The 24,555-nt window shown below is 75.7% G+C and carries 22 protein-coding genes and 7 tRNA genes; 17 read left to right on the forward strand and 12 right to left on the reverse strand.

Going from position 1 to position 24,555, the window contains the following annotated elements:
* The 3 genes from cobT to M1O15_RS26340 all read left to right on the forward strand — a co-directional run.
* Positions 1-2,616 (forward strand): nicotinate-nucleotide--dimethylbenzimidazole phosphoribosyltransferase (gene cobT / locus M1O15_RS26330; RefSeq protein ID WP_248636680.1); only part of this gene is annotated, 2,616 nt, incomplete at its 5' end.
* A gap of 1,749 nt (positions 2,617-4,365) precedes the next feature.
* Positions 4,366-5,649, forward strand: a complete 1,284-nt coding sequence (gene cobA, locus M1O15_RS26335) for a uroporphyrinogen-III C-methyltransferase (protein ID WP_248636681.1) — start codon at positions 4,366-4,368, stop codon at positions 5,647-5,649.
* Positions 5,642-6,460 carry a TrmH family RNA methyltransferase gene (locus M1O15_RS26340; RefSeq protein ID WP_248636682.1) on the forward strand — a complete coding sequence of 273 codons (819 nt, stop codon included), beginning with the start codon at positions 5,642-5,644 and terminating at the stop codon, positions 6,458-6,460. Before cobA ends, M1O15_RS26340 begins: the two co-directional genes overlap by 8 nt.
* A gap of 61 nt (positions 6,461-6,521) precedes the next feature.
* Here the strand turns inward: M1O15_RS26340 and M1O15_RS26345 are convergent, their stop codons facing one another.
* A complete protein-coding gene (locus M1O15_RS26345) occupies positions 6,522-7,853 on the reverse strand; it encodes a serine/threonine-protein kinase (protein WP_248636683.1) in 1,332 nt (443 codons plus the stop codon).
* A gap of 697 nt (positions 7,854-8,550) precedes the next feature.
* Here M1O15_RS26345 and M1O15_RS26350 point away from each other — a divergent pair.
* The 3 genes from M1O15_RS26350 to M1O15_RS26360 all read left to right on the forward strand — a co-directional run bounded on the left by M1O15_RS26350 (position 8,551) and on the right by M1O15_RS26360 (position 10,379).
* On the forward strand, positions 8,551-8,757 hold the full coding sequence (locus tag M1O15_RS26350) for a hypothetical protein (RefSeq protein ID WP_248636684.1): 207 nt from the start codon (positions 8,551-8,553) through the stop codon (positions 8,755-8,757).
* 178 nt (positions 8,758-8,935) lie between these two features.
* Complete coding sequence (locus M1O15_RS26355) at positions 8,936-9,976, forward strand: phosphotransferase family protein (protein ID WP_248636685.1); 1,041 nt, start codon at positions 8,936-8,938, stop codon at positions 9,974-9,976.
* 118 nt (positions 9,977-10,094) lie between these two features.
* Positions 10,095-10,379: a TFIIB-type zinc ribbon-containing protein gene (locus M1O15_RS26360; protein ID WP_248636686.1), complete on the forward strand. Its 285-nt coding sequence runs from the start codon at positions 10,095-10,097 to the stop codon at positions 10,377-10,379.
* A gap of 132 nt (positions 10,380-10,511) precedes the next feature.
* On the opposite strand, the gene M1O15_RS26365 is transcribed toward M1O15_RS26360, so the two are convergent.
* From M1O15_RS26365 to M1O15_RS26385, 5 genes are all read right to left on the reverse strand, one after another.
* Positions 10,512-10,583, reverse strand: a tRNA-Val gene (locus M1O15_RS26365).
* A gap of 34 nt (positions 10,584-10,617) precedes the next feature.
* Positions 10,618-10,689 (reverse strand) — tRNA-Val (locus tag M1O15_RS26370).
* A gap of 19 nt (positions 10,690-10,708) precedes the next feature.
* Positions 10,709-10,780 (reverse strand) — tRNA-Val (locus M1O15_RS26375).
* Position 10,781: 1 nt separating this feature from the next.
* A tRNA-Cys gene (locus M1O15_RS26380) sits at positions 10,782-10,855 on the reverse strand.
* Positions 10,856-10,891: 36 nt separating this feature from the next.
* Positions 10,892-10,964: transfer RNA gene (locus M1O15_RS26385), tRNA-Gly, on the reverse strand.
* 370 nt (positions 10,965-11,334) lie between these two features.
* Between M1O15_RS26385 and M1O15_RS26390 the strand changes: the two genes are divergently transcribed.
* Complete coding sequence (locus tag M1O15_RS26390) at positions 11,335-12,387, forward strand: chorismate-binding protein (protein WP_248636687.1); 1,053 nt, start codon at positions 11,335-11,337, stop codon at positions 12,385-12,387.
* Positions 12,384-13,214, forward strand: a complete 831-nt coding sequence (locus M1O15_RS26395; RefSeq protein ID WP_248636688.1) for an aminotransferase class IV — start codon at positions 12,384-12,386, stop codon at positions 13,212-13,214. Before M1O15_RS26390 ends, M1O15_RS26395 begins: the two co-directional genes overlap by 4 nt.
* A 187-nt stretch (positions 13,215-13,401) precedes the next feature.
* Here the strand turns inward: M1O15_RS26395 and M1O15_RS26400 are convergent, their stop codons facing one another.
* The gene (locus M1O15_RS26400; protein WP_248636689.1) at positions 13,402-13,791 is read right to left on the reverse strand and encodes a DUF4406 domain-containing protein; all 390 of its coding nucleotides are present in this window, start codon (positions 13,789-13,791) and stop codon (positions 13,402-13,404) included.
* A 101-nt stretch (positions 13,792-13,892) separates the two neighbouring features.
* Here M1O15_RS26400 and M1O15_RS26405 point away from each other — a divergent pair, with 101 nt between their 5' ends.
* Positions 13,893-14,732 carry a GNAT family N-acetyltransferase gene (locus M1O15_RS26405; RefSeq protein WP_248636690.1) on the forward strand — a complete coding sequence of 280 codons (840 nt, stop codon included), beginning with the start codon at positions 13,893-13,895 and terminating at the stop codon, positions 14,730-14,732.
* Positions 14,733-14,751: 19 nt separating this feature from the next.
* Here M1O15_RS26405 and M1O15_RS26410 read toward each other — a convergent pair whose 3' ends face one another.
* Complete coding sequence (locus tag M1O15_RS26410; RefSeq protein WP_248636691.1) at positions 14,752-15,270, reverse strand: DsbA family protein; 519 nt, start codon at positions 15,268-15,270, stop codon at positions 14,752-14,754.
* Positions 15,271-15,430: 160 nt separating this feature from the next.
* Between M1O15_RS26410 and M1O15_RS26415 the strand changes: the two genes are divergently transcribed.
* Together M1O15_RS26415 and M1O15_RS26420 are read left to right on the forward strand one after the other, a co-directional pair.
* Positions 15,431-15,943: a transglutaminaseTgpA domain-containing protein gene (locus tag M1O15_RS26415; RefSeq protein WP_248636692.1), complete on the forward strand. Its 513-nt coding sequence runs from the start codon at positions 15,431-15,433 to the stop codon at positions 15,941-15,943.
* Between the two features lie 172 nt (positions 15,944-16,115).
* The gene (locus M1O15_RS26420; protein ID WP_248636693.1) at positions 16,116-16,280 is read left to right on the forward strand and encodes a hypothetical protein; all 165 of its coding nucleotides are present in this window, start codon (positions 16,116-16,118) and stop codon (positions 16,278-16,280) included.
* A 53-nt stretch (positions 16,281-16,333) separates the two neighbouring features.
* On the opposite strand, the gene M1O15_RS26425 is transcribed toward M1O15_RS26420, so the two are convergent.
* Both M1O15_RS26425 and M1O15_RS26430 read right to left on the reverse strand, forming a co-directional pair.
* Entirely contained in the window at positions 16,334-16,894 is a 561-nt protein-coding gene (locus M1O15_RS26425) for a CGNR zinc finger domain-containing protein (protein WP_248636694.1), read from the reverse strand.
* A 320-nt stretch (positions 16,895-17,214) separates the two neighbouring features.
* Complete coding sequence (locus tag M1O15_RS26430; RefSeq protein WP_003987206.1) at positions 17,215-17,628, reverse strand: SsgA family sporulation/cell division regulator; 414 nt, start codon at positions 17,626-17,628, stop codon at positions 17,215-17,217.
* Positions 17,629-17,817: 189 nt separating this feature from the next.
* Between M1O15_RS26430 and M1O15_RS26435 the strand changes: the two genes are divergently transcribed.
* Positions 17,818-18,294, forward strand: a complete 477-nt coding sequence (locus M1O15_RS26435) for a TIGR02611 family protein (protein WP_248636695.1) — start codon at positions 17,818-17,820, stop codon at positions 18,292-18,294.
* Between the two features lie 58 nt (positions 18,295-18,352).
* Positions 18,353-18,427, forward strand: a tRNA-Val gene (locus tag M1O15_RS26440).
* Positions 18,428-18,503: 76 nt separating this feature from the next.
* On the opposite strand, the gene M1O15_RS26445 is transcribed toward M1O15_RS26440, so the two are convergent.
* Positions 18,504-20,900: an SCO7613 C-terminal domain-containing membrane protein gene (locus M1O15_RS26445; protein ID WP_248636696.1), complete on the reverse strand. Its 2,397-nt coding sequence runs from the start codon at positions 20,898-20,900 to the stop codon at positions 18,504-18,506.
* 100 nt (positions 20,901-21,000) lie between these two features.
* Here M1O15_RS26445 and M1O15_RS26450 point away from each other — a divergent pair, with 100 nt between their 5' ends.
* The gene (locus M1O15_RS26450) at positions 21,001-21,477 is read left to right on the forward strand and encodes an SRPBCC family protein (RefSeq protein WP_248636697.1); all 477 of its coding nucleotides are present in this window, start codon (positions 21,001-21,003) and stop codon (positions 21,475-21,477) included.
* A 39-nt stretch (positions 21,478-21,516) separates the two neighbouring features.
* Positions 21,517-21,588, forward strand: a tRNA-Val gene (locus M1O15_RS26455).
* Positions 21,589-21,656: 68 nt separating this feature from the next.
* Here M1O15_RS26455 and M1O15_RS26460 read toward each other — a convergent pair.
* On the reverse strand, positions 21,657-22,385 hold the full coding sequence (locus tag M1O15_RS26460; protein ID WP_248636698.1) for a 3'-5' exonuclease: 729 nt from the start codon (positions 22,383-22,385) through the stop codon (positions 21,657-21,659).
* Positions 22,386-22,549: 164 nt separating this feature from the next.
* Between M1O15_RS26460 and M1O15_RS26465 the strand changes: the two genes are divergently transcribed.
* Positions 22,550-23,122 (forward strand): DUF4365 domain-containing protein, encoded by a 573-nt coding sequence (locus M1O15_RS26465; protein WP_248636699.1) that lies wholly within the window; start codon positions 22,550-22,552, stop codon positions 23,120-23,122.
* On the forward strand, positions 23,119-24,327 hold the full coding sequence (locus tag M1O15_RS26470; protein ID WP_248636700.1) for a hypothetical protein: 1,209 nt from the start codon (positions 23,119-23,121) through the stop codon (positions 24,325-24,327). The genes M1O15_RS26465 and M1O15_RS26470 overlap by 4 nt, the downstream gene beginning before the upstream one ends.
* Positions 24,328-24,555 lie beyond the last annotated feature (228 nt).

The following is a 24,555-nucleotide window of genomic DNA, read 5'->3' on the forward strand; positions in this document are numbered from 1 at the left end:
TCCCCGGCCCCTGAGGCCCCGGCCCCCGCCGTGGCGGAGTCCCCCCTCACCGACGCCACGTCCGCCACCCCTCTGCCCGCCGAAGCGGCCCCCTTGGCCCCTCCGGCCCCGGAGTCCCCGGCCACTGAGCCTGCCCCCACCGAGGCGGTTGCCACCGAGGAAGCGGCGCCCGAGGCAGCGGTGTCCGAGGCGCCCGCCCCGGAGCCGACCGCTCCCGAGGTCGCTCCCGAGCAGGCCCCGCAGCCGGTGGCCCCCGAGCAGCCCCCGGCCCCGGCAGCCCCACCGGCCCAGGAGCCCGCCGCCCTCGCCGAACCGGCCCCCGCACCCGAACCGGCCCCCGTAGCCGAACAGTCGATGGCCGCCGAGCCGGCCGCCATGGCCGAGCAGGCCGTGGCCGCCGAGCCCGCGACCGTACCGGCCCCCGCCGCCGACCTCGTCGAGGCGACCCCCCAGCCCACCGAGGCGCCGACCGAGGCCGCCCCCGCACCCGCGCCGGAATCCGTCTCCGTCTCCGTGCCCGAGTCCGAGCCCGCCCCTCAGTCCGAGCCGGCCCCCCAGGCCGAGACCGCATCCGCTCCCGAGTCGGCGACCGGGCACATCCCCGACCCCGCGCCCGAGGCAGAGCCCCTGGCCACCGCCGAGCAACCGAACCCCGCCCCGGTGGAGTGGCCCGAGCCCGCCCCCGCCGACCCGGAGAGCACGCCCTCCGCAGCGGTCGTGCTCACCGAAGAGGCACCCACCGGAGAAGCACCCGCCGAAGAAGCACCCGCCGAAGAGACGGCGACCGTGGAACCCGCCACGTCAGTGGTCACCGAGGAGGTGCCCACCGAGAACGTGGCCGCCCCCGAGGCCGAGCCGGCCGGACCCACCGAGGAGGTGGCCACCCCCGCCGCCCCGCCCTACGACGACGCCGAACGCGAAGCGATCCTCCGCGTCATGCGCGAGCGCCGGGACATCCGCAACGGCTTCCGCCCGGACCCCATCCCGCACGAGGTGCTGCTCCGCGTCCTGGAGGCCGCGCACACCGCGCCCAGCGTCGGCCACTCCCAGCCCTGGGACTTCGTGGTCATCCGCTCCGCCGAGACCCGGCGCACCATGCACGAACTGGCCCAGCGGCAGCGCGAGGCCTACGCCCGCTCCCTCCCCAAGGGCCGCGCCAAGCAGTTCAAGGAACTGAAGATCGAGGCCATCCTCGACACCCCGGTGAACATCGTCGTCACCGCCGACCCCACCCGCGGCGGCCGCCACACCCTCGGTCGGCACACCCAGCCGCAGATGGCGCCCTACTCCTCCGCGCTCGCGGTGGAGAACCTCTGGCTCGCCGCCCGGGCCGAAGGGCTCGGCGTCGGCTGGGTCAGCTTCTTCGACGAGCGCGAGATGGTCCGCAGCCTCGGCCTGCCCGACCACCTCGAAGTCGTCGCCTACCTCTGCGTCGGCTATGTCGACGAGTTCCCCGAGGAGCCCGAGCTCGCCCAGGCCGGCTGGTCCAAGCGGCGCCCGCTCTCCTGGGTGGTCCACGAGGAGACCTACGGCCGCCGGGTGCTGCCCGGCGCGGAACCGCACGACCTCCTCCAGGAGACCGTCGCCGGAATCCGCCCCCTCGACGCCAAGGCGCTCGGGGAGGCCTGGGAGCGCCAGAAGCGGATGACCAAGCCGGCCGGCGCGCTCGGCATGCTGGAGATCATCTCCGCGCAGCTCTCCGGGCTCTCCCGGATGTGCCCGCCGCCCATCCCGGAGCCCGCCGCCGTGGCGATCTTCGCCGGCGACCACGGGGTGCACGCCCAGGGCGTCACCGCCTGGCCGCAGGAGGTCACCACGCAGATGGTCGCCAACTTCCTGGGCGGCGGCGCGGTCTGCAACGCCTTCGCCAACCAGGTCGGTGCCGAGGTCTGCGTCGTGGACGTCGGCGTGGCCTCCGAACTCCCGGCCACCCCCGGACTGCTGCCGCGCAAGATCCGCCCCGGCACCTCCGACTTCACCACCGGCCCCGCGATGACCCGCGAGGAGGCGATGGCCGCCGTCGAGGTGGGCATCGAGACCGCCCGCGACCTGGTCACCGCGGGCAACCGGGCGCTGCTCACCGGTGAGATGGGCATCGCCAACACCACCGCCTCCGCGGCCCTCATCTCCGTCTACACCGGTGCCGACCCCGCCGAGGTCACCGGCCGCGGCACCGGCATCAACGACGAGATGCACGCCCGCAAGGTCGACGTGGTCCGCCGCGCCCTGGAGCTGCACCGCCCGGACCCGGCCGACCCGCTCGGCGTCCTCGCCGCGCTCGGCGGCCTGGAGCACGCCGCGCTCGTCGGTTTCATCCTGGGCGGCGCCTCCCTGCGTACCCCGGTCGTCCTCGACGGCGTCAGCGCCGGGGCGGCAGCCCTGGTGGCCCGCGCCATCGCCCCGGAGGCCCTGGCCGCCTGCATCGCCGGCCACCGCAGCGCCGAGCCCGGCCATGTCGCCGCGCTCAACAAGCTCGGCCTGCGCCCCCTGGTCGACCTCGACCTCCGCCTCGGCGAAGGCACCGGCGCCCTGCTGGCCCTCCCCGTCATCCAAAGCGCCGCCCGCGCCATGCACGAGGTAGCCACGTTCGACTCCGCCGGAGTCACCGAGAAGTAGCGGTGGGCGGCTGGCGCCGCCGGTGTCCGGGCCGGGCCCCTGCCGGTGGCCTCGCTGACGCGGTTGGGTCTGTTGCGGCCTGGGTCCGGTGGCCATTTCCAGGCCCGGTGGTCGGGTCCGCTCTGCGGTGGGTGGGGGCGTGGGCACTCCGGGCTCACGTGCTCGCGGCTCGCGCTGACCGTCAGACGGTCAAGCGCACCGCCTCATTACGCTCGGCCGCTGCGCGCGCGACCCTGCGTACCCCCACCCGACCGGCGGCGCACTGACCGATTCGCCGTGGCTGATATCCCGGGCCGACGACACGCACCCGCCGGACGCCACCGCCCGGCGATCGGTACGGCCCGCCACTCCCCGGCCTCGGACCGCCCTAAGGGCTGTTTTCCGGCGTACGAGGTCCTGCCGGGCCGAGGTCCCGCACAGGTCGGACGCCACCGCCCGGCGGTAGTACCGCCCCGCCAGGCCTCAGTCCCGTAGACCTACAGCGGCCCTCCCGGGCCCGAGCGGCCGGGTACGGCCCACCGCGCCCTGGCCCCATATCGCGCCGCCCGGGGTCTGGGCTCCGGCCTACCAAATCTTCCCGGGCCGAGGGCCCGCGCCAGACGGACTCCCCGCCCGTCGGGCGATGCAGCCCGCCCGGTCACTGCCCCGTACGACCGCCTGCTGTCCATTCGGGCCCCGGACCCGTACCAGCCGGACGTCACCGACCGGCAGCGGATACGGCCCCTACCGAGCCCCGGCCTCATACCGCCACCTGTAGCTGCGGCCCGGCGTGTGGGTCCTGCCGGGCCCAGGGCCTGATCCTCGCCGGACACACCACCGCCCGGCGGTTGATACGCCCCTCCGGGCCGCGCCCCGTACCGCCGCGCCGGGCTGCTGCCCGGGCATACGGGCCCTACCAGGGCGGTGACCCGCACCGCCCGTACGACCCCGCCCGACCGGTGGGGCGACGGAACCTCATCGCGGTGGCTGACGTGCCCCCGAGGCAAGGGGCTCTTGATTTCCCGGGCCGAGGGCCCGTGCCCGTCGGACGCCACCGCCCGGCGGTTGATACGGCTCCACCGGCCTTCGGCCCTGTACCGCCGCCTGGGGTTGCTGCCCCCGGGCATATGGGCCCTGCCATGGCCAAGGGCCCGCACTGACTCGTACGGCTCCGCTCGACCGCGAGGCCGACCGATCCCGTCACGGCGGCTCATGACCCCCGGGCCGAGGGCCCGCACCGGTCGGACGCCATTGCCCGGTGGATGAGCCGGCCCCACCGGGCCCGTACGCCGGATGCGGCGCCAATCGGGCCTGGGCCCGTACCGCCGCGTCGGGCGTTTGTCACGGCCGTCAGGCCGGGAGATGGAGTCACCGGGGTGCACTCGCCCTCCGGACGTTGGGTGGGGTACGCAGGGTCGCGCGCGCAGCCGCCGAGCGTAATGAGGCGGTGAGATTGACCGTCTGACGGTGAGCGCGAGCGGCGAGCACGTGAGCCCGGAGTGCCCCGCCCCCCACCCACCGGGCAGAGTGCACACCCACCGGACCCGCACACCGCCACCGGACCGAAACCGGAACAGACGCAGGCGCGTCAGCGAGGCCACCGGCCGGACCGGGCCACTGGCGGCGTCAGCCGCCCCCACGGCTATCGTTGGCCAGAACACCCCACCCCCTCCGACCAGCCGCTCCACCGCCGCAGCGGCCGACACCACCGCACCGCGCCCCGCGCTGCCCCGCAGCGCCCCCGGGCCCCGCCGAGGAGCCGCACCCCGCATGGCCGAGACCGCCGAGACCGCCGAAGCCGCCGAGTACGCCGACCACCCCGCCTACCCCGTCGGACTGCGCCTGTCCGGGCGCCGCGTCGTCGTCATCGGCGGCGGCCAGGTCGCCCAGCGCCGGCTGCCGGCCCTGGTCGCCGCGGGCGCCGACGTCACCCTGGTGTCCCCCTCGGCCACCCCCTCCGTCGAGGCCATGGTCGAGGCCGGCGAGCTCCGTTGGGAGCGCCGCCGCTACGAGGAGGGCGACCTGGCCGGAGCCTGGTACGCCCTGATCACCGCGAGCGACCCGGTGGCCTGCGCTCGGGCCTCCGCCGAGGCCGAGCGGGAGCGCGTGTGGTGTGTGCGCTCCGACGACGCAGCCGCCGCCACCGCGTGGACCCCGGCGACCGGCCGCAGCGAGGGCGTGACGGTCGCCGTGCTCACCGGCCAGGACCCGCGCCGCAGCGCCGCCGTCCGGGATGCCATCGTCGAGGGCCTGCGCGAGGGCACGATCGCCGCCCCGCACCACCGCGCCCGCACCCCCTTCGTCGCCCTCGTCGGCGGCGGCCCCGGCGACCCGGACCTGATCACCGTCCGAGGACGCCGGCTGCTCGCCGAGGCGGACGTGGTCATCGCCGACCGCCTCGGCCCCCGGGACCTGCTGGACGAGCTCCCGCCGCACGTCGAGGTGATCGACGCGGCGAAGATCCCGTACGGCCGCTTCATGGCCCAGGAGGCCATCAACAACGCGTTGATCGAGCACGCCAAGGCGGGCAGGTCGGTCGTCCGGCTGAAGGGCGGCGACCCGTTCGTCTTCGGCCGCGGGATGGAGGAGGCGCAGGCCCTCGCCGCGGAGGGCATCGCCTGCACGGTGGTGCCGGGCATCTCCAGCTCGATCAGCGTCCCGGGCGCGGCCGGCATCCCGGTGACCCACCGAGGGGTGGCGCACGAGTTCACCGTGGTCAGCGGACATGTAGCCCCCGAGGACCCGCGCTCCCTGGTGGACTGGGCCGCGCTGGCCCGCCTCACCGGCACCCTGGTGATCCTGATGGGCGTCGACAAGATCGGCGCGATCGCCGCGGCGCTGATCGCCCACGGCAAGGACCCCGCGACGCCGGTGGCACTGGTCCAGGAGGGCACCATGGCCGCCCAGCGCCGGGTGGACGCCACCCTGGCGACCGTGGGGGAGCGGGTGGTGGCCGAGGGCGTCCGCCCACCCGCCGTGATCGTCGTCGGCGAGGTGGTCGCCGAGGGCCCCACCAAGCCCCCGGTCGAGGACCCGGAGGCTCCCCGTGGCTGAACCCCTGCTCCTGGACGACCCCGCCGACCCGCGCCTGGGCGACTACACCGGTCTCACCGACGTGGAGCTGCGACGCCGCAGGGAACCGGCCGAGGGACTGTTCATCGCCGAGGGCGAGAAGGTCATCCGCCGCGCGGTGCGGGCCGGGTACGGCATGCGCTCGATGCTGCTGTCGGCCAAGTGGGTCGAGGTGATGGCCGATGTGATCGCGGCGGCCGACTGCCCGGTGTACGTGGTGGAGCCGCGTCTCGCCGAGCAGGTCACCGGCTACCACGTGCACCGCGGGGCGCTCGCCTCGATGGGCCGCGAGCCGCTGCCGGAGGCGGCCGGGCTGCTGGCCGGGGCGCGGCGGGTGGCCGTGCTGGAGGGCGTCAACGACCACACCAACATCGGCGCCATCTTCCGCAGCGCCGCGGCACTCGGCATGGACGCGGTGCTGCTGTCGCCCGACTGCGCCGACCCGCTGTACCGCCGCTCGGTGAAGGTGTCGATGGGCGCGGTCTTCTCGGTGCCGTACGCGCGGCTCGATCCCTGGCCGGCCGGTCTGGAGACGGTACGGGAGGCGGGCTTCCGGCTCCTCGCCCTCACCCCGGCCGAGGGGGCCGTGGCCATGGACGAGGCGGCCCCGCACCGGCTGGAGCGCGCGGCGCTGATGCTCGGCGCGGAGGGCGAGGGGCTCAGCCGCCGGGCGCTGGCGGCGGCCGACACCCTGGTGCGGATCCCGATGGCCCACGGGGTGGACTCGCTGAACGTCGGCGCGGCGGCCGCGGTCGCCTTCTACGCGGTGACCACCGGCCGCCCCGAGCAGTAGAGAGCGCTACCCCTGGCAGCGAGCCCTATCCCTGGAGTGGGCCCTGCCCTTGGAGCGAGCCTTATCCCTGGAGCGCCTGCGCCGCCGCGATGCCCAGCAGCACGATCAGGGTGACGACGACGAAGACGAACAGCCGCTGGCGGAGCAGCCGGGGGTTGGCCGGGCGCAGGCCGCCCGTCCCGGTGCGCGAGCCGGACCCGGTCCGCGCGCCCGGGCCGGTCCGCGCCCCGGATCCGGTGCCGGGGCCGGTACGGGATCCCGAGCCGGTACGGGACCCGGTCCCGGGCCCGGTACGCGCCGGGGCCGCCCCACGCGCGGCGTCACCCCGCCCACCGGCACGGGCGGGACCGCGGGGCGGAGCCGGCCGGGCACCGCCCTGGGGCCCGCGGGGCGCCGGAGTGCCCTGCGCCGCGCGGCCCTGGGTGTCGTCCCGTTCCAGGCCTCGTTCCCCGCCCCGCTCCACCACTCGCTCGGCGGCCTGCTCGGGGTAGCGCTCGGTGAGCCGGCCGGTGGGGCGCTCGTCCACCGCGCGGCGCGGCCGGGGGGTGGTGGGGCGGCCGCCGGACAGCCCCTGCGCCTCCCGCGCGGCGATCTCCTTGAGCCGCATGGACAGCTGGAGGGTGGAGGGCCGCTCCTCCGGGGTCTTGGCCAGGCAGGCCCGTACCAGGGGGGCGAGCGCGTCCGGGACGCCGTTCAGCTGCGGCTCCTCGTGCACCACCCGGTAGAGCATGACCTCGGAACTGCCGTGCCCGAACGGCGAGTCCGCCATCGCCGCGTACGCGAGGGTGGCGCCCAGCGCGAAGACGTCGGTCGCCGGGGTGACCGCCGCGCCGCGCACCTGCTCGGGGGCGAGGAAGCCGGGGGAGCCCACGGCGGTGCCGACATGGGTGAGGGTGGAGGCGCCCGTCGCCCAGGCGATGCCGAAGTCGATGATCCGCGGGCCCTTGGGGGAGAGCAGGATGTTGGAGGGCTTCAGGTCCCGGTGGACCACCCCGGCCTCGTGTACGGCGACCAGTCCCTCGGAGAGCGCGGCCCCGATCGCCGCCACGTCCGCCGCGACCAGCGGACCCTCCTCGGCGACCTTGTCGTGCAGCGAGGGCCCGGGCACGTACTGGGTGGCGAACCAGGGCCGGTCGGCCTCCAGGTCGGCCGCCACCAGCCGCGCGGTACAGCCGCCGCGGATGCGCCTCGCGGCCGACACCTCGCGGGCGAAACGGGACCGGAACTCCTGGTCCTCCGCCAGGTCGGGGCGGATGACCTTCAGGGCGACCCGCTGCCCGCGCCGGTCGGAGCCCAGATAGACGACCCCCATCCCGCCGGCCCCCAGCCGCCGGTGCAGCCTGAACGAGCCGACGACACGCGGGTCCTCGCGCCGGAGCCGCATCATCGCCATGTCCGTCCCCTACCTTCGGTGGGGAGCTGCCCCCACCCCCGCAGTCGCGGTAATCCGTTTGACTGGGCACAGCTTACGTATCCATGTCCCGGCGCGCTCATAGGCCGCGCCCTCCCGCGCGGACCGATTGGCGAGCCAGAAAGCGCATATGAGGCGCGCTCAGCAAGCCGCATCCACGAGTTCCCTGCACCCGTCCGAGCAACCCCATTACCCGCGCGGCTTTTTGATGCACCGTCTGATAGGCACTCCACTTCCCACCGTCCGGGTCTCGGCCGCCCCCTCCCGTCCCCACCGAGCCCGCCGCGCGCGTCAACATCACGAACGCCGAGCGGTGAGCCGGCGGTAAAGGCGTGAGACATGTCACCCGACCCTCCACCGCCCCGCGCCACCCTCGCCGCCACCCTCGGGAGCCCCCCCGAAGGCCCTCGCAGGGCCCTCGCAGGGCCCCCGGAAGGTGCTCGCAGAGCCCCCGGAAGACCCGCCCCCTCCGGGAAGACCCGCACTCCTCGGGGGACGTCTCCACCCAGGGGAGTACGCCGCCGGTCCTGGGCTCATCCTCGGGGAGGCCCGCCGATCGGTACGCGGGCATGACGACCAGAGGTGTTCGTTTCCCTAAGTTGGAAGGCAAGCGGTGGGCGCGGCACTCGTCCCCCGAGGCAAGGACGCCCGCCGCTGTCAACTCGATGGGAGAGGGACGATGGCGGACACGGCAGCGCGAAGCATCAGCCGTACCCGGGCCGGCGAGGTGTTCTCCTCGTTCGGCGTCCGCCCGTCCGGTCGCCGGCATCCGCTGGCGGCGGCCGCGATGGTCCTCCCTCTGGCCGCCGTCCTGTTCGTCGTTTTCGGCGGCTGGGACCAGGTGGTCGCACAGGCGTCGTCCGTGGGCGTGATGCTGGGGCGCTGATCGGCGCTCCGGGTCCGGGAGAGCGGCCCGGGCCAAGGACATCCGGCCCGACCCCGTGGGGACGGGGGTGCGGCGGACGGCAGCGGTGGCCGGCAGCTGGGGAGCTGCCGGCCACCGCTTTTTCGCGGCCCTGCCCCGCGCATGCCCGTCCCTGCGCGGCGGCGCGTAGGGTCGCCCCGTGCAGCAGGACTCCGACCTCCGCGACTCCCACACCCGCGACTCCGACACCCTCCTCCGTACCCTCGCCGGGGTCGCCCGGTCCGCCGCGCATCCGCCCGGCCCCCGCACCCCCTGCGCCGCCTGCGGCGCCCCGTCCGGTGCTCCGGGCCGGGGCGGCCCCGCCGCCGGGGTGCTCGCCGACCGTCCGGACGGCACCGTGGTCCGGCACGGCCGCGCGGTGGCCAAGGCGCACGCACCGGGCGCCGGTTCGCCCGGGCACCGGGCCCGTCTCGCGGTGGCGGCCCATCCGCTGCTGACCGGGATCCTGCTGCCGCCGCTGCCGGTCGCCCTGGACGAGGTGCGGGGGCGGCCGGTGTCGGCATGGCCGTACGGGGTGCCGGTCGACCCGGAGGACCCGGCGGCGGCACCCTGGGAGGAGGCGGCCGTTCTGCTGGCCCGGCTGCACCGCACACCGCTTACCTCGCTGGGACCGCTGCCGCCGATGCGCGGCCCGGCCAAGGCGGCGCTGGCGGTGGAGCGGATGCGCGCGGTGGGCCCGCATCCGGCCGCCGCCCCGGTGGAGGCGGCCTGGCGGCGGCTGCCGCCCTGGGCCCGGGGTGGGACCGCCGACCCGCTGCCCCCCGCAGGGCGGCCCGCCCTCTGCCATGGCGATCTCCATCTGGGCCAACTGGTGCGCCACCCGGTGCCCGACGGGGCGTGGCTGCTCATCGACGTGGACGACCTCGGCGCCGGTGATCCGGCCTGGGACCTGGCCCGTCCGGCCGCCTGGTTCGCCGCCGGGCTGCTGGCCCCGGCTGTCTGGGAGCGGTTCCTCGGCGCGTATCGGGCGGCCGCCGGCCCGGCCGTACCGGCGGACGGTGATCCCTGGCCCCGGCTGGACGTTCCGGCCCGGGCCCTGACCGTGCAGACGGCGGCCCTGGCGATCGCCAAGAGCACCGCCGAGGGGCGGGAGTTGGACGAGGTCGAGTCGGAAGTCGTCGCGGCCTGCGCCCGGATGGCCGCCCTCCCTCCCCATCAGGGGGAACACGCCCCGGCGTAGGGTGGACGCACCATCGAACGGCGGGGGGAGAACCGGGGCGGGCCGTGTCGGCGTCCTCCCCGGGGAGAGCCCGCGACGGCGAGGGCTGTCGTACCGGCCCTGAGGGAGTGAACCGAGCATGCAGTGTCCCAAGTGCCATGCGCCCATGCACACGTACAACCGCAACGGCGTCCAGATCGAGCAGTGCAGCGGCTGCCGGGGGATCTTCCTGGACTACGGGGAGCTGGAGGCGCTGACCCGGCTGGAGTCCCAGTGGTCGCAGCAGGCACCGCCCGCCCCGCCCGCGCCGCCGGCCCCGCAGGCGTACCCGGCCGCGCACGCCCCCGCCTGGGGCGCCCCGCACCACGGGCACGGGCACCACAGCCACCACCGCGGCTTCGGCCGGATGCTCTTCTCCTCCTGAGCCCGCCCGCGCCCGGCCGCGCCCGCCGTCCCGTCCCGGGCGGCGGGCGCGCCGCGTTCCCCCTCCTCCCCGGAGGCGGGACCGCACGACGAAGCCCCGATCGCGAGACGCGACCGGGGCTTCATCAAGGTGTGGACGATACTGGGATTGAACCAGTGACCTCTTCCGTGTCAGGGAAGCGCTCTCCCGCTGAGCTAATCGTCCTCGGGACCGCGACCCGAGGGCCGCCGGTGATGCGTGCGCGATACTGGGATTGAACCAGTGACCTCTTCCGTGTCAGGGAAGCGCTCTCCCGCTGAGCTAATCGCGCGGGGGCCCTCGCGGGCCAGTGGACGATACTGGGATTGAACCAGTGACCTCTTCCGTGTCAGGGAAGCGCTCTCCCGCTGAGCTAATCGTCCTTGGAGGTGGAGACGGGATTTGAACCCGTGTAGACGGCTTTGCAGGCCGTTGCCTCGCCTCTCGGCCACTCCACCAGGAGCTGCGGGGGTTCGGGAAGATCCCCCACGTCGAGCGGACGACGAGATTCGAACTCGCGACCCTCACCTTGGCAAGGTGATGCTCTACCAACTGAGCCACGTCCGCCTGTCGGATCCGGATCGCTTCCGCGTCCCGGCGACGTGTTGAACTCTAGCGGATTCCCGGGCCAGTACAAAAACGCGTTTGCGCAGCGTGCTGCCCTGACCTCGGCGCGCGGCGGCCCTGGGCGCCCGGTCCGCGCCCCCGGCCCGTTCGACCGCGGGGGCGGCGGCGAGGACCCGGTGACCGGGAGCAGGGAGGCGGTGAGGACCGTGGATCAGCCCCCCGACCAGCGCCGTACCCTCTCCCGCGCCCCGCCCGGTCACCGAGCCCGCGCACACACCCGTACCCCGCTCCGTCCCCCGCCCCCGCCCCGGATCAGGCCCGTACGCCGCCCCGGCGGTCCGCCCCCGGGCCGCGCCATAGACTCGCCCCCGTGCACCCGCTCGCCCCCCTCGCCCGCTTCGGCGGCCTGCTCGCCACCGATCTGCGCGATGTCACCCGCGACCCCGAGGCCCTGGACTCGACCGGTTTCTGGGCGGTCTGCGCGGACTTCGAGGGCCGGCTGACCTGTGCCCGGTTCGGGGACGTCCGCCCGGCCCCGGTGCCGGAGCCGGTCCCCGGCGCCTGGCGCGGCCCGATGGCCGGCGACTGGACGTCCTCGCTCGACCGCGCCGCGTACACCGCCGGCGTCCGCCGGATCAGGGAGCACATCGCGGCGGGCGAGGTGTACCAGGCCAATCTCTGCCGGGTGCTGTCCGCGCCGCTGCCCGACCCGGCGGCGGCCGATGTGGACGCGCTCACCGCGCTGCTCGCCCGCGGCAACCCGGCCCCGTATGCCGGAACGATTCGCCTGCCCGCCCACGGGGTGGAGGTCGCCACCGCCTCCCCCGAGCTGTTCCTGCGGCGCGGTGGCGGGACGGTGGAGTCCGGGCCGATCAAGGGCACCGGGCGGACCGCCGCCGATCTGCTGGACAAGGACCGCGCCGAGAACGTCATGATCGTCGACCTGGTCCGCAACGACCTGGGGCGGGTCTGCGCCACCGGAACGGTCACGGTGCCCGAGCTGTGCGCCGTGGAGCCGCACCCGGGCCTGGTCCACCTGGTCTCCACCGTGCGCGGCGAACTCGCGCCCTCGGCCGGCTGGGCCGAGCTGCTGGCCGCCGCCTTCCCGCCCGGTTCGGTCACCGGGGCGCCCAAGTCCAGCGCGCTGCGGATCATCGACGCCTTGGAGACGGCGCCGAGGGGCCCGTACTGCGGAGGGATCGGCTGGGTGGACGCGGACCGCGGCACCGGAGTGCTGGCGGTGGGCATCCGCACCTTCTGGATCGACCGGCCGCAGGGCGTGCTGCGCTTCGGCACCGGCGCCGGGATCACCTGGGACTCCGACCCGGAGCGGGAGTGGGCGGAGACCGAGCTGAAGGCGTCGAGGCTGCTGGCGGTAGCGTCGGGAGCGTACGAGGCGAGCGGAAGGACAGCCGGAACATGAAACTCTGGGTCGACGGCGGGCTGCGCGAGGCGGAAACCGCGCGGGTGTCGGTGCTGGACCACGGTCTGACCGTGGGCGACGGCGTCTTCGAGACCATCAAGGCGGTGCACGGCCGGCCCTTCGCGCTCCAACCCCATCTGGACCGGCTGACCCGCTCCGCCCGCGGCCTCGGGCTGCCCGACCCGGACCTGGACGAGGTCCGCCGCGCCTGCGCCGCCGTGCTGGAGGCCAACCCGCTGCCGCTCGGCCGGCTGCGGATCACCTACACCGGCGGCCCCTCCCCGCTCGGCTCGGACCGCGGCGACGCGGGCCCGACCCTGGTCGTCGCCGTCGGCGAGGCCGCGCCCCGCCCCGACACCACCGCGGTGATCACCGTCCCGTGGACCCGCAACGAGCGCGGTGCGCTGACCGGGCTGAAGACCACCTCGTACGCGGAGAACGTGGTCGCCCTGGCCCGGGCGCACGAGCGGGGCGCCTCCGAGGCGCTGTTCGGCAACACGGTCGGGCGGCTCTGCGAGGGCACCGGCTCCAATGTCTTCGTGGTCCTCGACGGCCGGCTGCACACCCCGCCGGTCGCCTCCGGTTGCCTGGCCGGGATCACCCGCGCCCTGGTGGCCGAGTGGTCCGGCGCCGAGGAGACCGACCTGCCGCTGGAGGCGCTGGACGACGCGGAGGAGGTCTTCCTCACCTCCACCCTGCGCGACGTCCAGGCGGTGAGCCGCATCGACGCCCGCGAACTCCCGGGCGCCCCGGGCCCGGTGACCGCCAAGGCGATGAGCGTCTTCGCCGAGCGCGCCGAGCGGATGCTGGCCACGGACGGCGCCTGAGCGAAGGACGAGTCCCCGCGCGGCCGGGCCGCGCCGAAGCCCGCCCGGGTCGCCACCAGGTCAGCGAGGCCGACCCCCACCGGCCGCGGCCGCCGGGGCGAGGCTCGGCGCCCGACGGCCGGTGGGCCGACGCCCGGTGGACAGTGGTTGCTCCGCCGGGCCGGCCCGCCGGCCGGGTTCCGGTCGGTCAGGCGTAAGGGTCGACTTCAGGATGCGTGAACCGCACGGGCTTGCCCAGCGACCGGGCGTAGGCGATTTCCGCTCGGGTGCTGTCTCCGATGTAGTCGCCGACCACGAGCACCTCATCAGCGAGCCGGATCTTCGCTCGGTGCAGATCGCCGAGGCGAACCTTCAGCGCCTCGGTCTCGACAGGATCGGACCGGAGTCCGTGCGGCGACTTCATGTCAAAGCCCGGCTTGACGACGATCTTTCCGGCTTTGGTCTCCCGCAGGTCGGCCTCGTTCATCTCGGTCATGAAACGGGTGGAGCCGCAGATCACGACGATACGCGGGAGGCCCAGCAGCTTCTTCGCGGCGGCGAGCTTCTCCTCGGGGGTGAGCGGTTGCGGGTATGACACTGGTTCCTCCTGGTGGTGTGGTCCACGTGGTGCCTGCGGAGACGGGAACGACGGACGGAAGACGGATGACAGGGGCCCGGACGGTGGGTAGAACACCGGTGATGACCACCACCCTGCGGCCGACCGGGCCGCTCCAGCAGTCCGATGACGGCACCCGGGTCCGCCGCTACGAGGTGTGTGTCAACAGCCGGCCGGTCGGGGCGATCGAGCTCGGCACCTCGGCCCGCTTCGGCCCGGCGGCCGGGGAGATCCGCTCGTTGCGCGTCGACCCGCCCGACCGGGGCCGGGGGCGCGGCACGGTGGCCGCGCTGGCCGCCGAGGAGGTGCTGCGGGGCTGGCGCTGCACCAGCGTGCAGGCCGCCGTGCCGGCCGGGGCGGAGGCGGCCCGCTCGCTGGCGGCGGCCCTGGGGTACCGGGAGCGGGGCCGCGATCTGCTCAAGGCGCTCCCCGACGAGCCGGGGCCGGCACCGGAGATCGTCGTACGGCCCATGACGGAGCCGGAGTTCGCCGCGTATCTGAGCACCGCCCGCGAGGAGTACGCGCGGGAGTGGGCGTCCCGGGGGGTGCCGGAGGAGCGGGCCGGGGAGCTGTCCGAGCGCGGCCACCGCGAGCTGCTGCCCCACGGCCTGGCCACCGAGGGCGCCGGGCTGTTCGTGGCCGTGGACGAGGACGGCGGGATCGCCGGCCGGCTGTGGACCGGCCGGTGCACCCTCGACTCCGGGGAGGTGGCGGGCTATGTGTACGACATCCGGGTGGCCGAGGAGCGGCGGGGCCGCGGGCTCGGGCGGGCGCTGATGGGCGTGGCCGAGCGGGTGGTACGGGAAGACGGCCGGCGGCGGCTGGGGCTGCACGTCTTCGCGGACAACGCCCCGGCGCTGCGGCTGTACGCCTCGCTGGGGTACGAGACGGTGCGGCTACGGCTGTACAAGCCGCTGCTGTAGTCACCCCGGAGTCGAGAGCTCAGCCCTCGGCGCCCTCGGTGAGCAGCCGGTCGGCGATCTCCTCGATCCGGGCGCGCAGTCCCTCCTGGCTCTGCCCGCCGTCCAGCCGTTCGCCGCCGATGACATAGGTGGGCGTCCCGGTGACCCCGATGGCCCGGCCCTCGGCCTGGTCGGCGTCGACCGCCAGCAGATGGCGCCCGTCGATCAGCGCGGTGTCGAACTCGCCGCTGTCCAGGTGCAGTCGGTCCGCGGTACGGACGAGGAAGGGCTCACCGCCGGACGCCAGCTCCTCGGTCGCCCCGAGCACCGCCTCGGCGTACGCCCAGCCCTTGCCCTGGGTGAACGCCTCCTCGGCGGCCTGCGCGGCGGCGTAGGCGTGCTTGTGCTTCTCCAGGGGGAAGTGGCGCAGCCGCACCTCCAGCCGGTCGCCGTAGCGCTCACGCAGGGCGCGCAGATCGGCGAGGGCGCTGCGGCAGTCGGGGCACTGGAGCTCGCACCAGAAGTCGAGCACCGCGGGGGAGGCGGGGGAGTGGTCCATGGATCAAGTCTCTCATCGGGGGACCTGGGGAGGCGCCGCCCCGGAGACCACCCTGAGATCACCCGGAGATCTCTCTGAGGGGGCCGGCGGGCATGGCCCGGGAGCTGCGGTCCGGTGCACGATGGAGGGGACGTATGCCCGCCGCCGTCTGGAGGACCGGATGCTTGCCGAGACGATCTGCTCCGCGGTGTCCGCGGCCGGGCTGGGGCTCGCCGCCATCACCGCCTACCGCAAGCGGTTCCGTACCGCCGCCCGGATCGCGGGCTACGCCCTGGTGCCGCTGGGGCTGGTGATGACCGGTGCGGTGGCCTGGCTGGCCCGTACCGCCTTCTCCCCGGTGGCCTGGGCGGGCTTCGGCGTGCTGGGCCTGGCCTGGCTGCTGTTCGCCACCACCCGGGCCGTCGAAAGGCGGCGCGGTCTGGGCACCCGCGAGGAGCGCCGGGCCGCCCGGCGCCGGGCCGAGGCGCCGGCCGCCTCGACCCCGGCGGCGGTGACCGGCCCGGCCGCGCGCCCCGGCGGCCGGCCGGTCGCCTCGACCCCGGCGGCGGTGACCGGCCCGGCCGCGCGCCCCGGCGGCCGGCCGGCGCCGAAGCGTGCCGGCACCGGCGCTGCCCGAGGCGGCGAGGACGACTTCAGCGATATCGAGGCGATTCTGAAGAAGCACGGGATCTGAGCCGCCGGGCTCGCTCCTGGGAGAGGTCCGCTCCTTGGAGGGCCGTTATCACGACAGCCCGGGCGGAGCCGGGGGGAATCCGGTCGCAAACCACAAGATGGGATGAACGGCAGGCCGGATGGGGCCGTTTCGGTGATCACCGGTCCGCCGGGCGGGCCATGATGCGGCCGAGATGCTCGATACCTCGCGGGAGCACACCCCCGCCACCGCCGACGCCGCGTCCGACGAACCCCGCGGCTGCCTGTTCGCCCTCTCCCAGCCGCCGCTGCTGATCTTCCTCACGGTGATCGGCTGCCTGCTGCTGATGGGCGCCGTCCATGACCTGTTCCTGCTGTGAGGGCCCCTGATGAGCGGCTGCCCCTGGGCAGCCGTCCGCGCGCCGTGCCCGGCTCAGCCGGTCGCCGCCTCCTTGCGGCGGGCCCGGTAGGCGGCGACGTGCAGCCGGTTGCCGCAGGTGCGGCTGTCGCAGTAGCGGCGGGAGCGGTTGCGGGACAGGTCCACGAAGGCCCGCCCGCAGTCCGGGGCCTCGCACCGGCGCAGCCGCTCCCGCTCGCCGGCCACCACGATGAAGGCCAGCGCCATGCCGCAGTCGGCCGCCAGGTGGTCGCCGACCGAGGCGCCCGGGGCGAAGTAGTGGACGTGCCAGTCGTAGCCGTCGTGGTCGGTGAGCTGCGGGGTGGTGCCGGCCGCGGCGACCAGCTGGTTGATCAGCTCCGCCGCGGTACGGGAGTCGGGGGCCGCGAACACCTCGGTGAACCGTCCCCGTACCGCCTGGACGGCCCTGAGGTCCCGGTCGGTCAACTCCTCCACGCCGCTGACGCGGTGGTCGCGGACGAAGGTGTAGAGCGCCGTGAGGTCCCCGAGCCCGTCGCCCCGTCCGCCCTCCGGCGCGCTGTTCACCAGGTCGACGACCGTGTCGAGCGCGATGCGGGTGTCGTGGGGGATGAGCACGGTTCACTCCCTGGCCGGCCGCGGGCGGGCGCCCGCCGGTGTGGGGGCCGACTCTAGCCGCTCCCCTCCGGGGCGGGGGAGGCGGTCGCGGGCCGGGGGGAGGCGGGGAGCGGCCCGGTGGAGGCCCGGCGGCGGGTGCGCCGCGGCTGCGTGCGCGTACGGGCGCACGCGCGTGGGCGCCGCCGCCGCGGTGTCTCTCCGCGGTGGCGGCGCCCGATGGCGGCCGGTGTCGCCGGGTGCGGCCCGGCACGGCCGCGCGGGGTGTCCGCGCGGCGCCGTCGCCCCGAGTCGGACGGCGCCGTGCGGCGTTCGGCCTGGCCCTAGTTCTCGGCCAGGATGTGGGAGAGCTCCGTGTCGAGGTCGAAGTGTCTGTGCTCGGTGCCGGGCGGCACGGCCGCGTCGGTCCGCTTCAGGAACGACTCCAGGGCGCGCGCCGGGGCCTCCAGGAGGGCTTCCCCCTCCGGGGAGCTGAGCGCGATGCAGACGACGCCCTGACCGTGGCTGCGGGACGGCCAGACCCGGACGTCGCCGGTGCCGGTGGGGCGGTGGAGTCCTTCGGCGAGCAGGTCGCGGGCGAACACCCACTCGACCGTCTCCTCGGCTCCGGTGTGGAAGGTGGCGTGCACGGCATACGGATCGGCCGTGTCATACCGCAGGCCCGCCGGTACAGGCAGTGAGGACTCGCTCGATACAACGAGGCGCAGGTGCAGCTCGCAGCTGACCGTGGTGTTCATAAGCGCCAGGGCCTTTCGCTCAGTGTGCGCTCGGGGATTCGCACGTCGGCGAATTCGACATGCCACCTACGGTGCCGTTGTAAACCCCTCTGTCTGTTTTGTGCGGCTTGGGTTACCTCGGATGGCGGTATGCAACCGGGCGTTATGCAGCCATTCCGGTGGTGTGGCGGAGTCGGGTAGGTTGGCCGCATGAAAGCGGAGAGTGACGAGCGGAGCGTGAGCGCCGGTACCGCCCCGGTGACCACCGCGCCCGTGGCGGGGGACGTGACGGCACCGGAGCAGGAGGGGGAGGAGCGGGTACTCGGCTCCCGGGCCCCCGCATTCATCAAGGCACGCCGCACCCTCCATCTGAGCTGGCAGGTGGGGGTCTTCGTGGTCGGCCTCGCGGTGGTCGCCGCGGGCGTGGCCATGCTGGTGCTGCCCGGACCGGGCTGGGTGGTGATCTTCGCCGGCCTGGCGATCTGGGCCACCGAGTTCGTCTGGGCCCAGCTGGTGCTGCGCTGGACCAAGCGCAAGGTCACCGAGGCGGCCCAGCGCGCGCTCGACCCGAAGGTCCGGCGGCGCAACATCATCCTGACCTCCGTCGGCCTGGTGATCATGGCCGCGCTGGTCGGCTTCTATCTGTGGAAGTACGGGCTGGTCATGCCCTGGAAGATCGGCGAGTGACCGGCGCCACCGGTGGTCGGCGCACCCGCTGACATGCGGTAATGTTTGCGGTGCGCCCGGGCGATTAGCTCAGCGGGAGAGCGCTTCGTTCACACCGAAGAGGTCACTGGTTCGATCCCAGTATCGCCCACCAGCCCGGACGTCAGGCCCCGAGACCACCTCGCTGATCTCGGGGCCTGACGCGTTTTCGCCGCCTGCCCGGACCGTCCTCAGCCCATCCGGCGCAGCGCCTCGCGCATCCGGCGCACCTCCCCGAGCCGCCGCTCGTAGGTCGCGCCCACCGCCAGCAGCAGCGCGCCCGCCAGCGCCGGCGGCGCCCAGCGCGGCAGCGCCCCGACCGCCTGCACCACATAAGGCGCCAGCTCGTGCAGCGCGGTCAGCGCCAGCACCGTGCCGCCCAGCACCAGCGGCGCCACCAGCCGCAGCCGCGCCCCGGCCAGGGTCACCGCCAGCGCCGCGACCCCCAGCAGCAGCGGCCGCAGCGCACCGCCCTCGCCCCACACCGCCACCAGCCCCGGCAGCAGCCCCAGGGCCAGACCCGGGCCGTACGCCGCCCAGGACGAGGCGGCCGGATCGCGGCGCCGCCGCAGCACGCCCACCGCCAGCGCCGGGACGGCCACCGGCAGGGTGTACGCCTCCGGCACCGACACCCCCCACACCGCCAGCCGCACCCAGGTGGCCGCCACCAGCAGCGCCGCCGCCGCGTACCCGGCCACCGGCCGCCGCTCCGGCCGCACCGCCGTCGCCGCCGCGACCACCCCGGCCAGCCCCGGCGCGAGCGCCAGCGCCGCACCGTCGGTCGCCGCGCAGCCCAGCGCCACCACGGCCACCCCGGCGCCCACCGCCTCCACCACGACCGCCGGCCGGCGGCGCCGCAGCAGCGCCCCCACCGCCGCCGTCGCCGCCGGCACCACCAGCAGCGCCAGGCCGGTCAGATGCACCGGCAACTCGGCCGCCCACGCGCCCGCCGCCACCGCGCCGGCCGCCGCCAGCACCGCCGCACCGGCCGCCACCGCCTGCCGGCCACCGGGCCCCAGCAGCACGGCCGCCCCCGCGAACAGCCCGGCCGGCACCGCCAGCGCCACCACCGCGGCCGTCGGCGAGGGGACCGCGGCCCCCACCGCCACCAGCGCCGCCCCGACCGCCGCGGCCAGCGCGGCCGTGCCCAGCACCCACTCCGGCGTACGGGGCGCCCACCAGGGCGCCGCACCGCCGGGCGCCGGCTCCTCCACCCGCACGCCGTACCGCAGCCACCCCGGCCGCACCGCCCCCGCCAGGAACACCGCCACCACCCCGAGCCACCACGCCAGCGCCGCCCACAACGGAGAGGCCGCCGCCGAGGGGACGGCCACCAGCGCGAGCCAGCCGACCGCCAGGGCCCCGAGTCGCGTCTCCAGCGAGCGGCCCGGCACCGCGCCCACCGCCACCGCGACCAGCACCGCGACCACCGCCCATGGCACCTGGGCGCGCAGCCCGGTCAGCCCGGCCGCCACCAGGGGCAGCGCCCACACCGCCACCAGCAGAGCCTGCACCCCGGCCGCCGCCCAGAGCAGCCCCCGGGCCACCGCGCGCGGCAGCCCACCGCGTACCGCCACCGCGGCCAGCGCCGGCGCGGGCGGCAGCCAGGCCGCGACCGCCCAGCCCTCCGGCGCCACCAGCCGCAGCAGCGCCCCCGCGCCCGCCACCAGCAGCACCCCGGCCGGCACCGCCCAGCCGGTCCGCCCCCACGGCGTCCGCCACGCCCCGGCCAGCGCCAGCCCACCGGCGACCAGGAGCAGGACACCCGGCTCGGCACCCGTGCCCACCACCGCGTAACCGCCCGCCAGTAGCACCGCCCAGCCACCGGTGGCACAGGCCCCCGCGCACGCCGCCACCCGCACCGCCATCGGCAGCCGCCCGGCCAAAGCCAGCCCGGTGTCCACCGCCGCCGTCGCCAGCAGCGCCCATGCCACCGTCAGCGGTCGCGGGTCCACCGCCGCGGCGAACAGCGGCAATGGCAGCTGCGCCAACGCCACCGCGGCCGGCAGCGGCGCCCGCAACGCGCCCAGCGCCGCCCCGTACCCGGCCCAGCCCGCCGCCAGCACCGCCGAGGCGGCCGCCGTGTAGCCGAGCGCGCCCACCTCCAGATCGGGCACCTGGCGCAGCGCGTAGGCATCCAGCACGGTCAGCACCAGGCCCACCGCGCTCACCGCCTCCGCCGTCGCCCGCAGCCCCCGGCGCAGCAGCAGGACCGGCGCCCCGAGCGCCCCGGCGGTCACCACGGCGAGCACCGCCGCCCGGCCCCCGACGCCCAGCCGTCCCCAGCCGACCACCGTGAACGCCACCGCCGCCACCGCCAGCAGCACCCCGCCCAGCGTCAGCAGCACATCACGCACCCCGCGCGGAGACGTTTCGCCACCGCCGCCGCCCGCCATCGGCGGTGCGCCGGCCGCCCACGCCCGCGCCGGACCGGTGGCAGGACCGGCGGACGGGCCGGCCATCGGACCGCGTACCACGCCGAGCAGCCACGCCCGCCGCGCCAGCAGCTGCGTCCGCCGGGTGTCCAGCCATGCCAGCTCCCGGTCCAGGAGCGCCAGTTCCTCATGAGGGGAAGGCACATTCACCATGGACCGGAGTCTGCGCCGCGCCGCGCCGCACGGCCTGAGTACCCGTACTCACCCCGCTACCCGAGTCATCCGGACGCGCGGGCGGGGCAGACTCGTCCCCATGGACCGGCACCACTACCGCTTCACCAGCCTGTGGCGGCTGCCCGCCCCGCCCGACCGGGTGCACGCCGTGCTCGCCCGCCCCGAGGACTACCCCCGCTGGTGGCCGCAGGTCCGCGAGGTCGCCCGCCGCGACGAGCGCACCGGCACCGCGAGCATCCGCTCCGCCCTGCCGTACACCCTCCGCGTCACCCTCACCGAACGCCGCGATGATCCGGTGGCGCGGGTTCTGGAGAGCGGCATCGGCGGGGACATGGACGGCTACGCCCGCTGGACCACCGTGTCCGACGGCAGGGGCGGCAGCCTCGCCCGCTATGAGCAGGAGGTGGTGGTGCGCCGGAAACTGCTGAGGCGGCTGGCCGTCCCCGCCCGGCCGCTGCTGCGGGCCAACCACGCCTGGATGATGCGCTGCGGGGAGCGCGGCCTCACCGCCTGGCTGCGGCGGCCCGGGGAGGGGCCCGTGGGGGAAGCGGTTTGAACGAGGGGCGCCCGGACCTGTATGGTTCAGTCCGTTCCCGGGCGATTAGCTCAGCGGGAGAGCGCTTCGTTCACACCGAAGAGGTCACTGGTTCGATCCCAGTATCGCCCACCGGAGCAAGGCCGGTCCGCCGTCAGGCGGGCCGGCCTTCGCCATGTCCGCGAGCCCCCGAGGCGCCCTCAGGCCGCGGCGGCCGGGAGCTCCGGGCGCAGCGGCCAGGCCGGGTCCACCGTCTCCGGGGTGCCGTTGCGGGTGAACCAGGCCTGGAGCCCGCGCGCCTGGGCGGCGTGCCAGCCCCCCTGCAGGGTGTGCAGCTCGGTCGGTGACAGCCGCTCCAGCCGGGCGGCGAACCGGCGGCCCACCGCCCGTACCACCTCCAGCGCCGCGAACGCGTCGGCCGCCGCGTCATGCGCGCCGTCCAGCTCCACCTCGTAGAGCGCGCAGAGATCGGCCAGGGTCCGCCGGCCCTTGCGGTACCGGTCCAGCTGGCGGTCCAGCACCCGCGGGTCGAGCACGCAGAGCGGTGCCCCGTCCAGATAGCGGTCCAGCGACGAGGCCCGGTGGCGCTTCAACTCCCGGTCCAGCAACGTCAGATCGAACGGCGCGTTCATCACCACCAGCGGACGGCCCACCGCGCACTGCGCCGCCAGCGTCCGGGCTATCTCCTCCACCACCGGCGACGGCCAGCGGCCGTTGCGCTGGAGGTGGTCCTCCGTCAGACCGTGGACGGCGGTGGCCCCGGCCGGTACCGGCACCCCCGGGTTCACCAGCCAGCGGGTGGTGCGCACCCGCCCGCCGACGGCGTCCTGGACGACCACGGCCGCCGACACGATGCGGTCGTGCTCGACGTCGACCCCTGTTGTCTCTGTGTCAAATGCGGCCAGCGGGCCGTCAAACCAGAGCGTCATGCCCCGAACTCCTCGCTCCTGCCCGGCAGATGGCCTGATCCTCCTGCCCGATTCGGTGATACCCGGGCTGTTTGCGGCATACGCCAGGCGGCGACAACACAGATGAGAACGCCGGTCCGGCGGCGGATCCACCGGAACGGCGCTCCTCGGGAAGGCACGGGAGCATGTCGCTCACTCGGCCCGAACAGGGCCACACCCCCCTCGATACGGTCCGGCCGGCACCGCTGCGCGGATCGCTCGCCACCACCGCCTGCATGGAGACCCTTCAGGTGGGCTATCTGCACGCGGTCGCGGCCGCCGCCGGCTGCTCGCTGTCCCAGCCCTTTCCCGACAACGGCGTGGACTGGCACCTCAGCCACGGCTCGCCCGCGCACACCGTCGACGACGAGGTGACCGTCAAGGTGCAGCTGAAGTGCACCTACCAGCTCCGGCCGAACCCGCCGGGCGCCAGCTTCCCCTTCACCCTGGACAACGAGCACCTGGTGAAACTGGCCCGCACCCCCGTCGCCGTACCGAAGATCCTGGTGGTGATGATCGCGCCGCGCACCCAGGAGGACTGGCTCCGTGCCGGACACGACGGCCTCGACCTACGGCACTGCTGCTACTGGACCGACCTCGCCGGCCACCCGGTCACCGGCCGGCGCCGCACCACCGTCCGCATCCCCACCCACCGGATCTTCGACGACCGGGCGCTGTGCGAGATCATGACCCGCGTCGGGGCAGGAGGAAGACCGTGACCCACCGCCCGGCCGGCGAACCCGCACCCGTGGACCACCGCGCTCTCGACCCCGCCGCCGTCGACCCCCGGGTCCTCGGCGCCCTGCTCGGCCGGCACGGCTGGCGCCGTCGCGGCGGCGCCCCCGGACGGTACGGCCGCTGGACCCCGCCCGCCCCCGGTGCCGGACCCGCCAGCCTCCTCGTACCGGAGAGCCGCGCCTTCCCCGACTGCGCCGACCTGCTCGGCGAGGCCCTGACCGCGCTCGCCCGCAGCGCCGAGCCCGCCGCCCGCGAGGTGCTGGCCGGGCTCGCCGTCCCCAGCGACGAGGTCCGCTGGTGGCGCGAGACCCCGCAGGGCCCCCTCGGCACCACCCCCTGGACCGAGCAGGAACGGCTCCGCTCCGCCGCCCGGCAGGTGCTGCTCGCCGCCGCCCTCGCCACCCGGGCCCCGGCCGGCTACCACGGCACCCGGCACCGCCGGCACGCCCAGGCCGCGCTGGACGGCGTCCTGCTCGGCACCGGCCCGGGCGGCGACCCGGGCCGCGGCGGGCTCACCGCCTTCCTCCCCGTCGACACCGGCCGCGCCGTCGCCGTCCGCCTCCACCACGCCCTGCACGCCGCCCGCGAGGCGGTGGACTACCGGCGCGCCACCGGCTCGCCCGCCGCCTTCGACACGGCGGTACGGGCCGGGGTCAGCCGCGAGCTGACCGAGGCGCTGGTCTCCCTGGTCCGCGGCACCGAGGGCGCCGGGATCGCCCTCGCCTGGTCACCCGCCGCCGGGGTGCCCGAGGGCTGCGCCGCCCGGCCCGAGCCGGTGGAGTTCTCCCCGGGCGACCTGCCCGCACTCCGCGAGGCCGCCGCCCGCTACCTCCAGGGCGAGCCGTCCGTCCCGGTCCGGATCACCGGGGCCGTGGTGCGGATGCGGCGCTCGGGGCCGCGCGGCGAGGGAACGGTACGGCTGCGGGTGCTGGCCGGCGCGGAGGTGCCGCACATCCGGGTGGTGCTGGACGAGGAGGCGTACCGCACCGCCGGGCAGGCCCATCTGGCCGGGCTGCCGCTGCGGGTCGCCGGGCGCCTGGAGAGCCGCGGCGGCTTCCGCCGCCTCACCGGCGCCACCGAGGTGGCCGCCGTGCCGGTGGACGACGCCGAGCGCGACCGGCTGATGAAGGCCGCCCACGAGGGCTCCGACTACCTCGGCGGGACGAGCCCGGCGGCGGGGGCCTGAGCAGGGGCCCTGGGCGGAGGGGGCGTACGGGGGCGGGGGCGGCGCCTGGTCGCGGGGTGCCGGGCGAGGGTGCGCATGCCCCGGCTTCGGGCGGGCCGGGCCCCGGGGGCCGGAAAGGCGTTTCGCGGGGGCCGGGCCCCCGGGCCCGGAAACGCGTTTCGCGGGGGCCAGGGGCGGCTGGCTAACATGGCCTCTCGCGCGCCATGCGTCCATGGCCGCCCCTTCAGC

The sequence above is a fragment of the Streptomyces lichenis genome (assembly GCF_023218175.1).
GTDB lineage: Bacteria > Actinomycetota > Actinomycetes > Streptomycetales > Streptomycetaceae > Streptomyces > Streptomyces lichenis.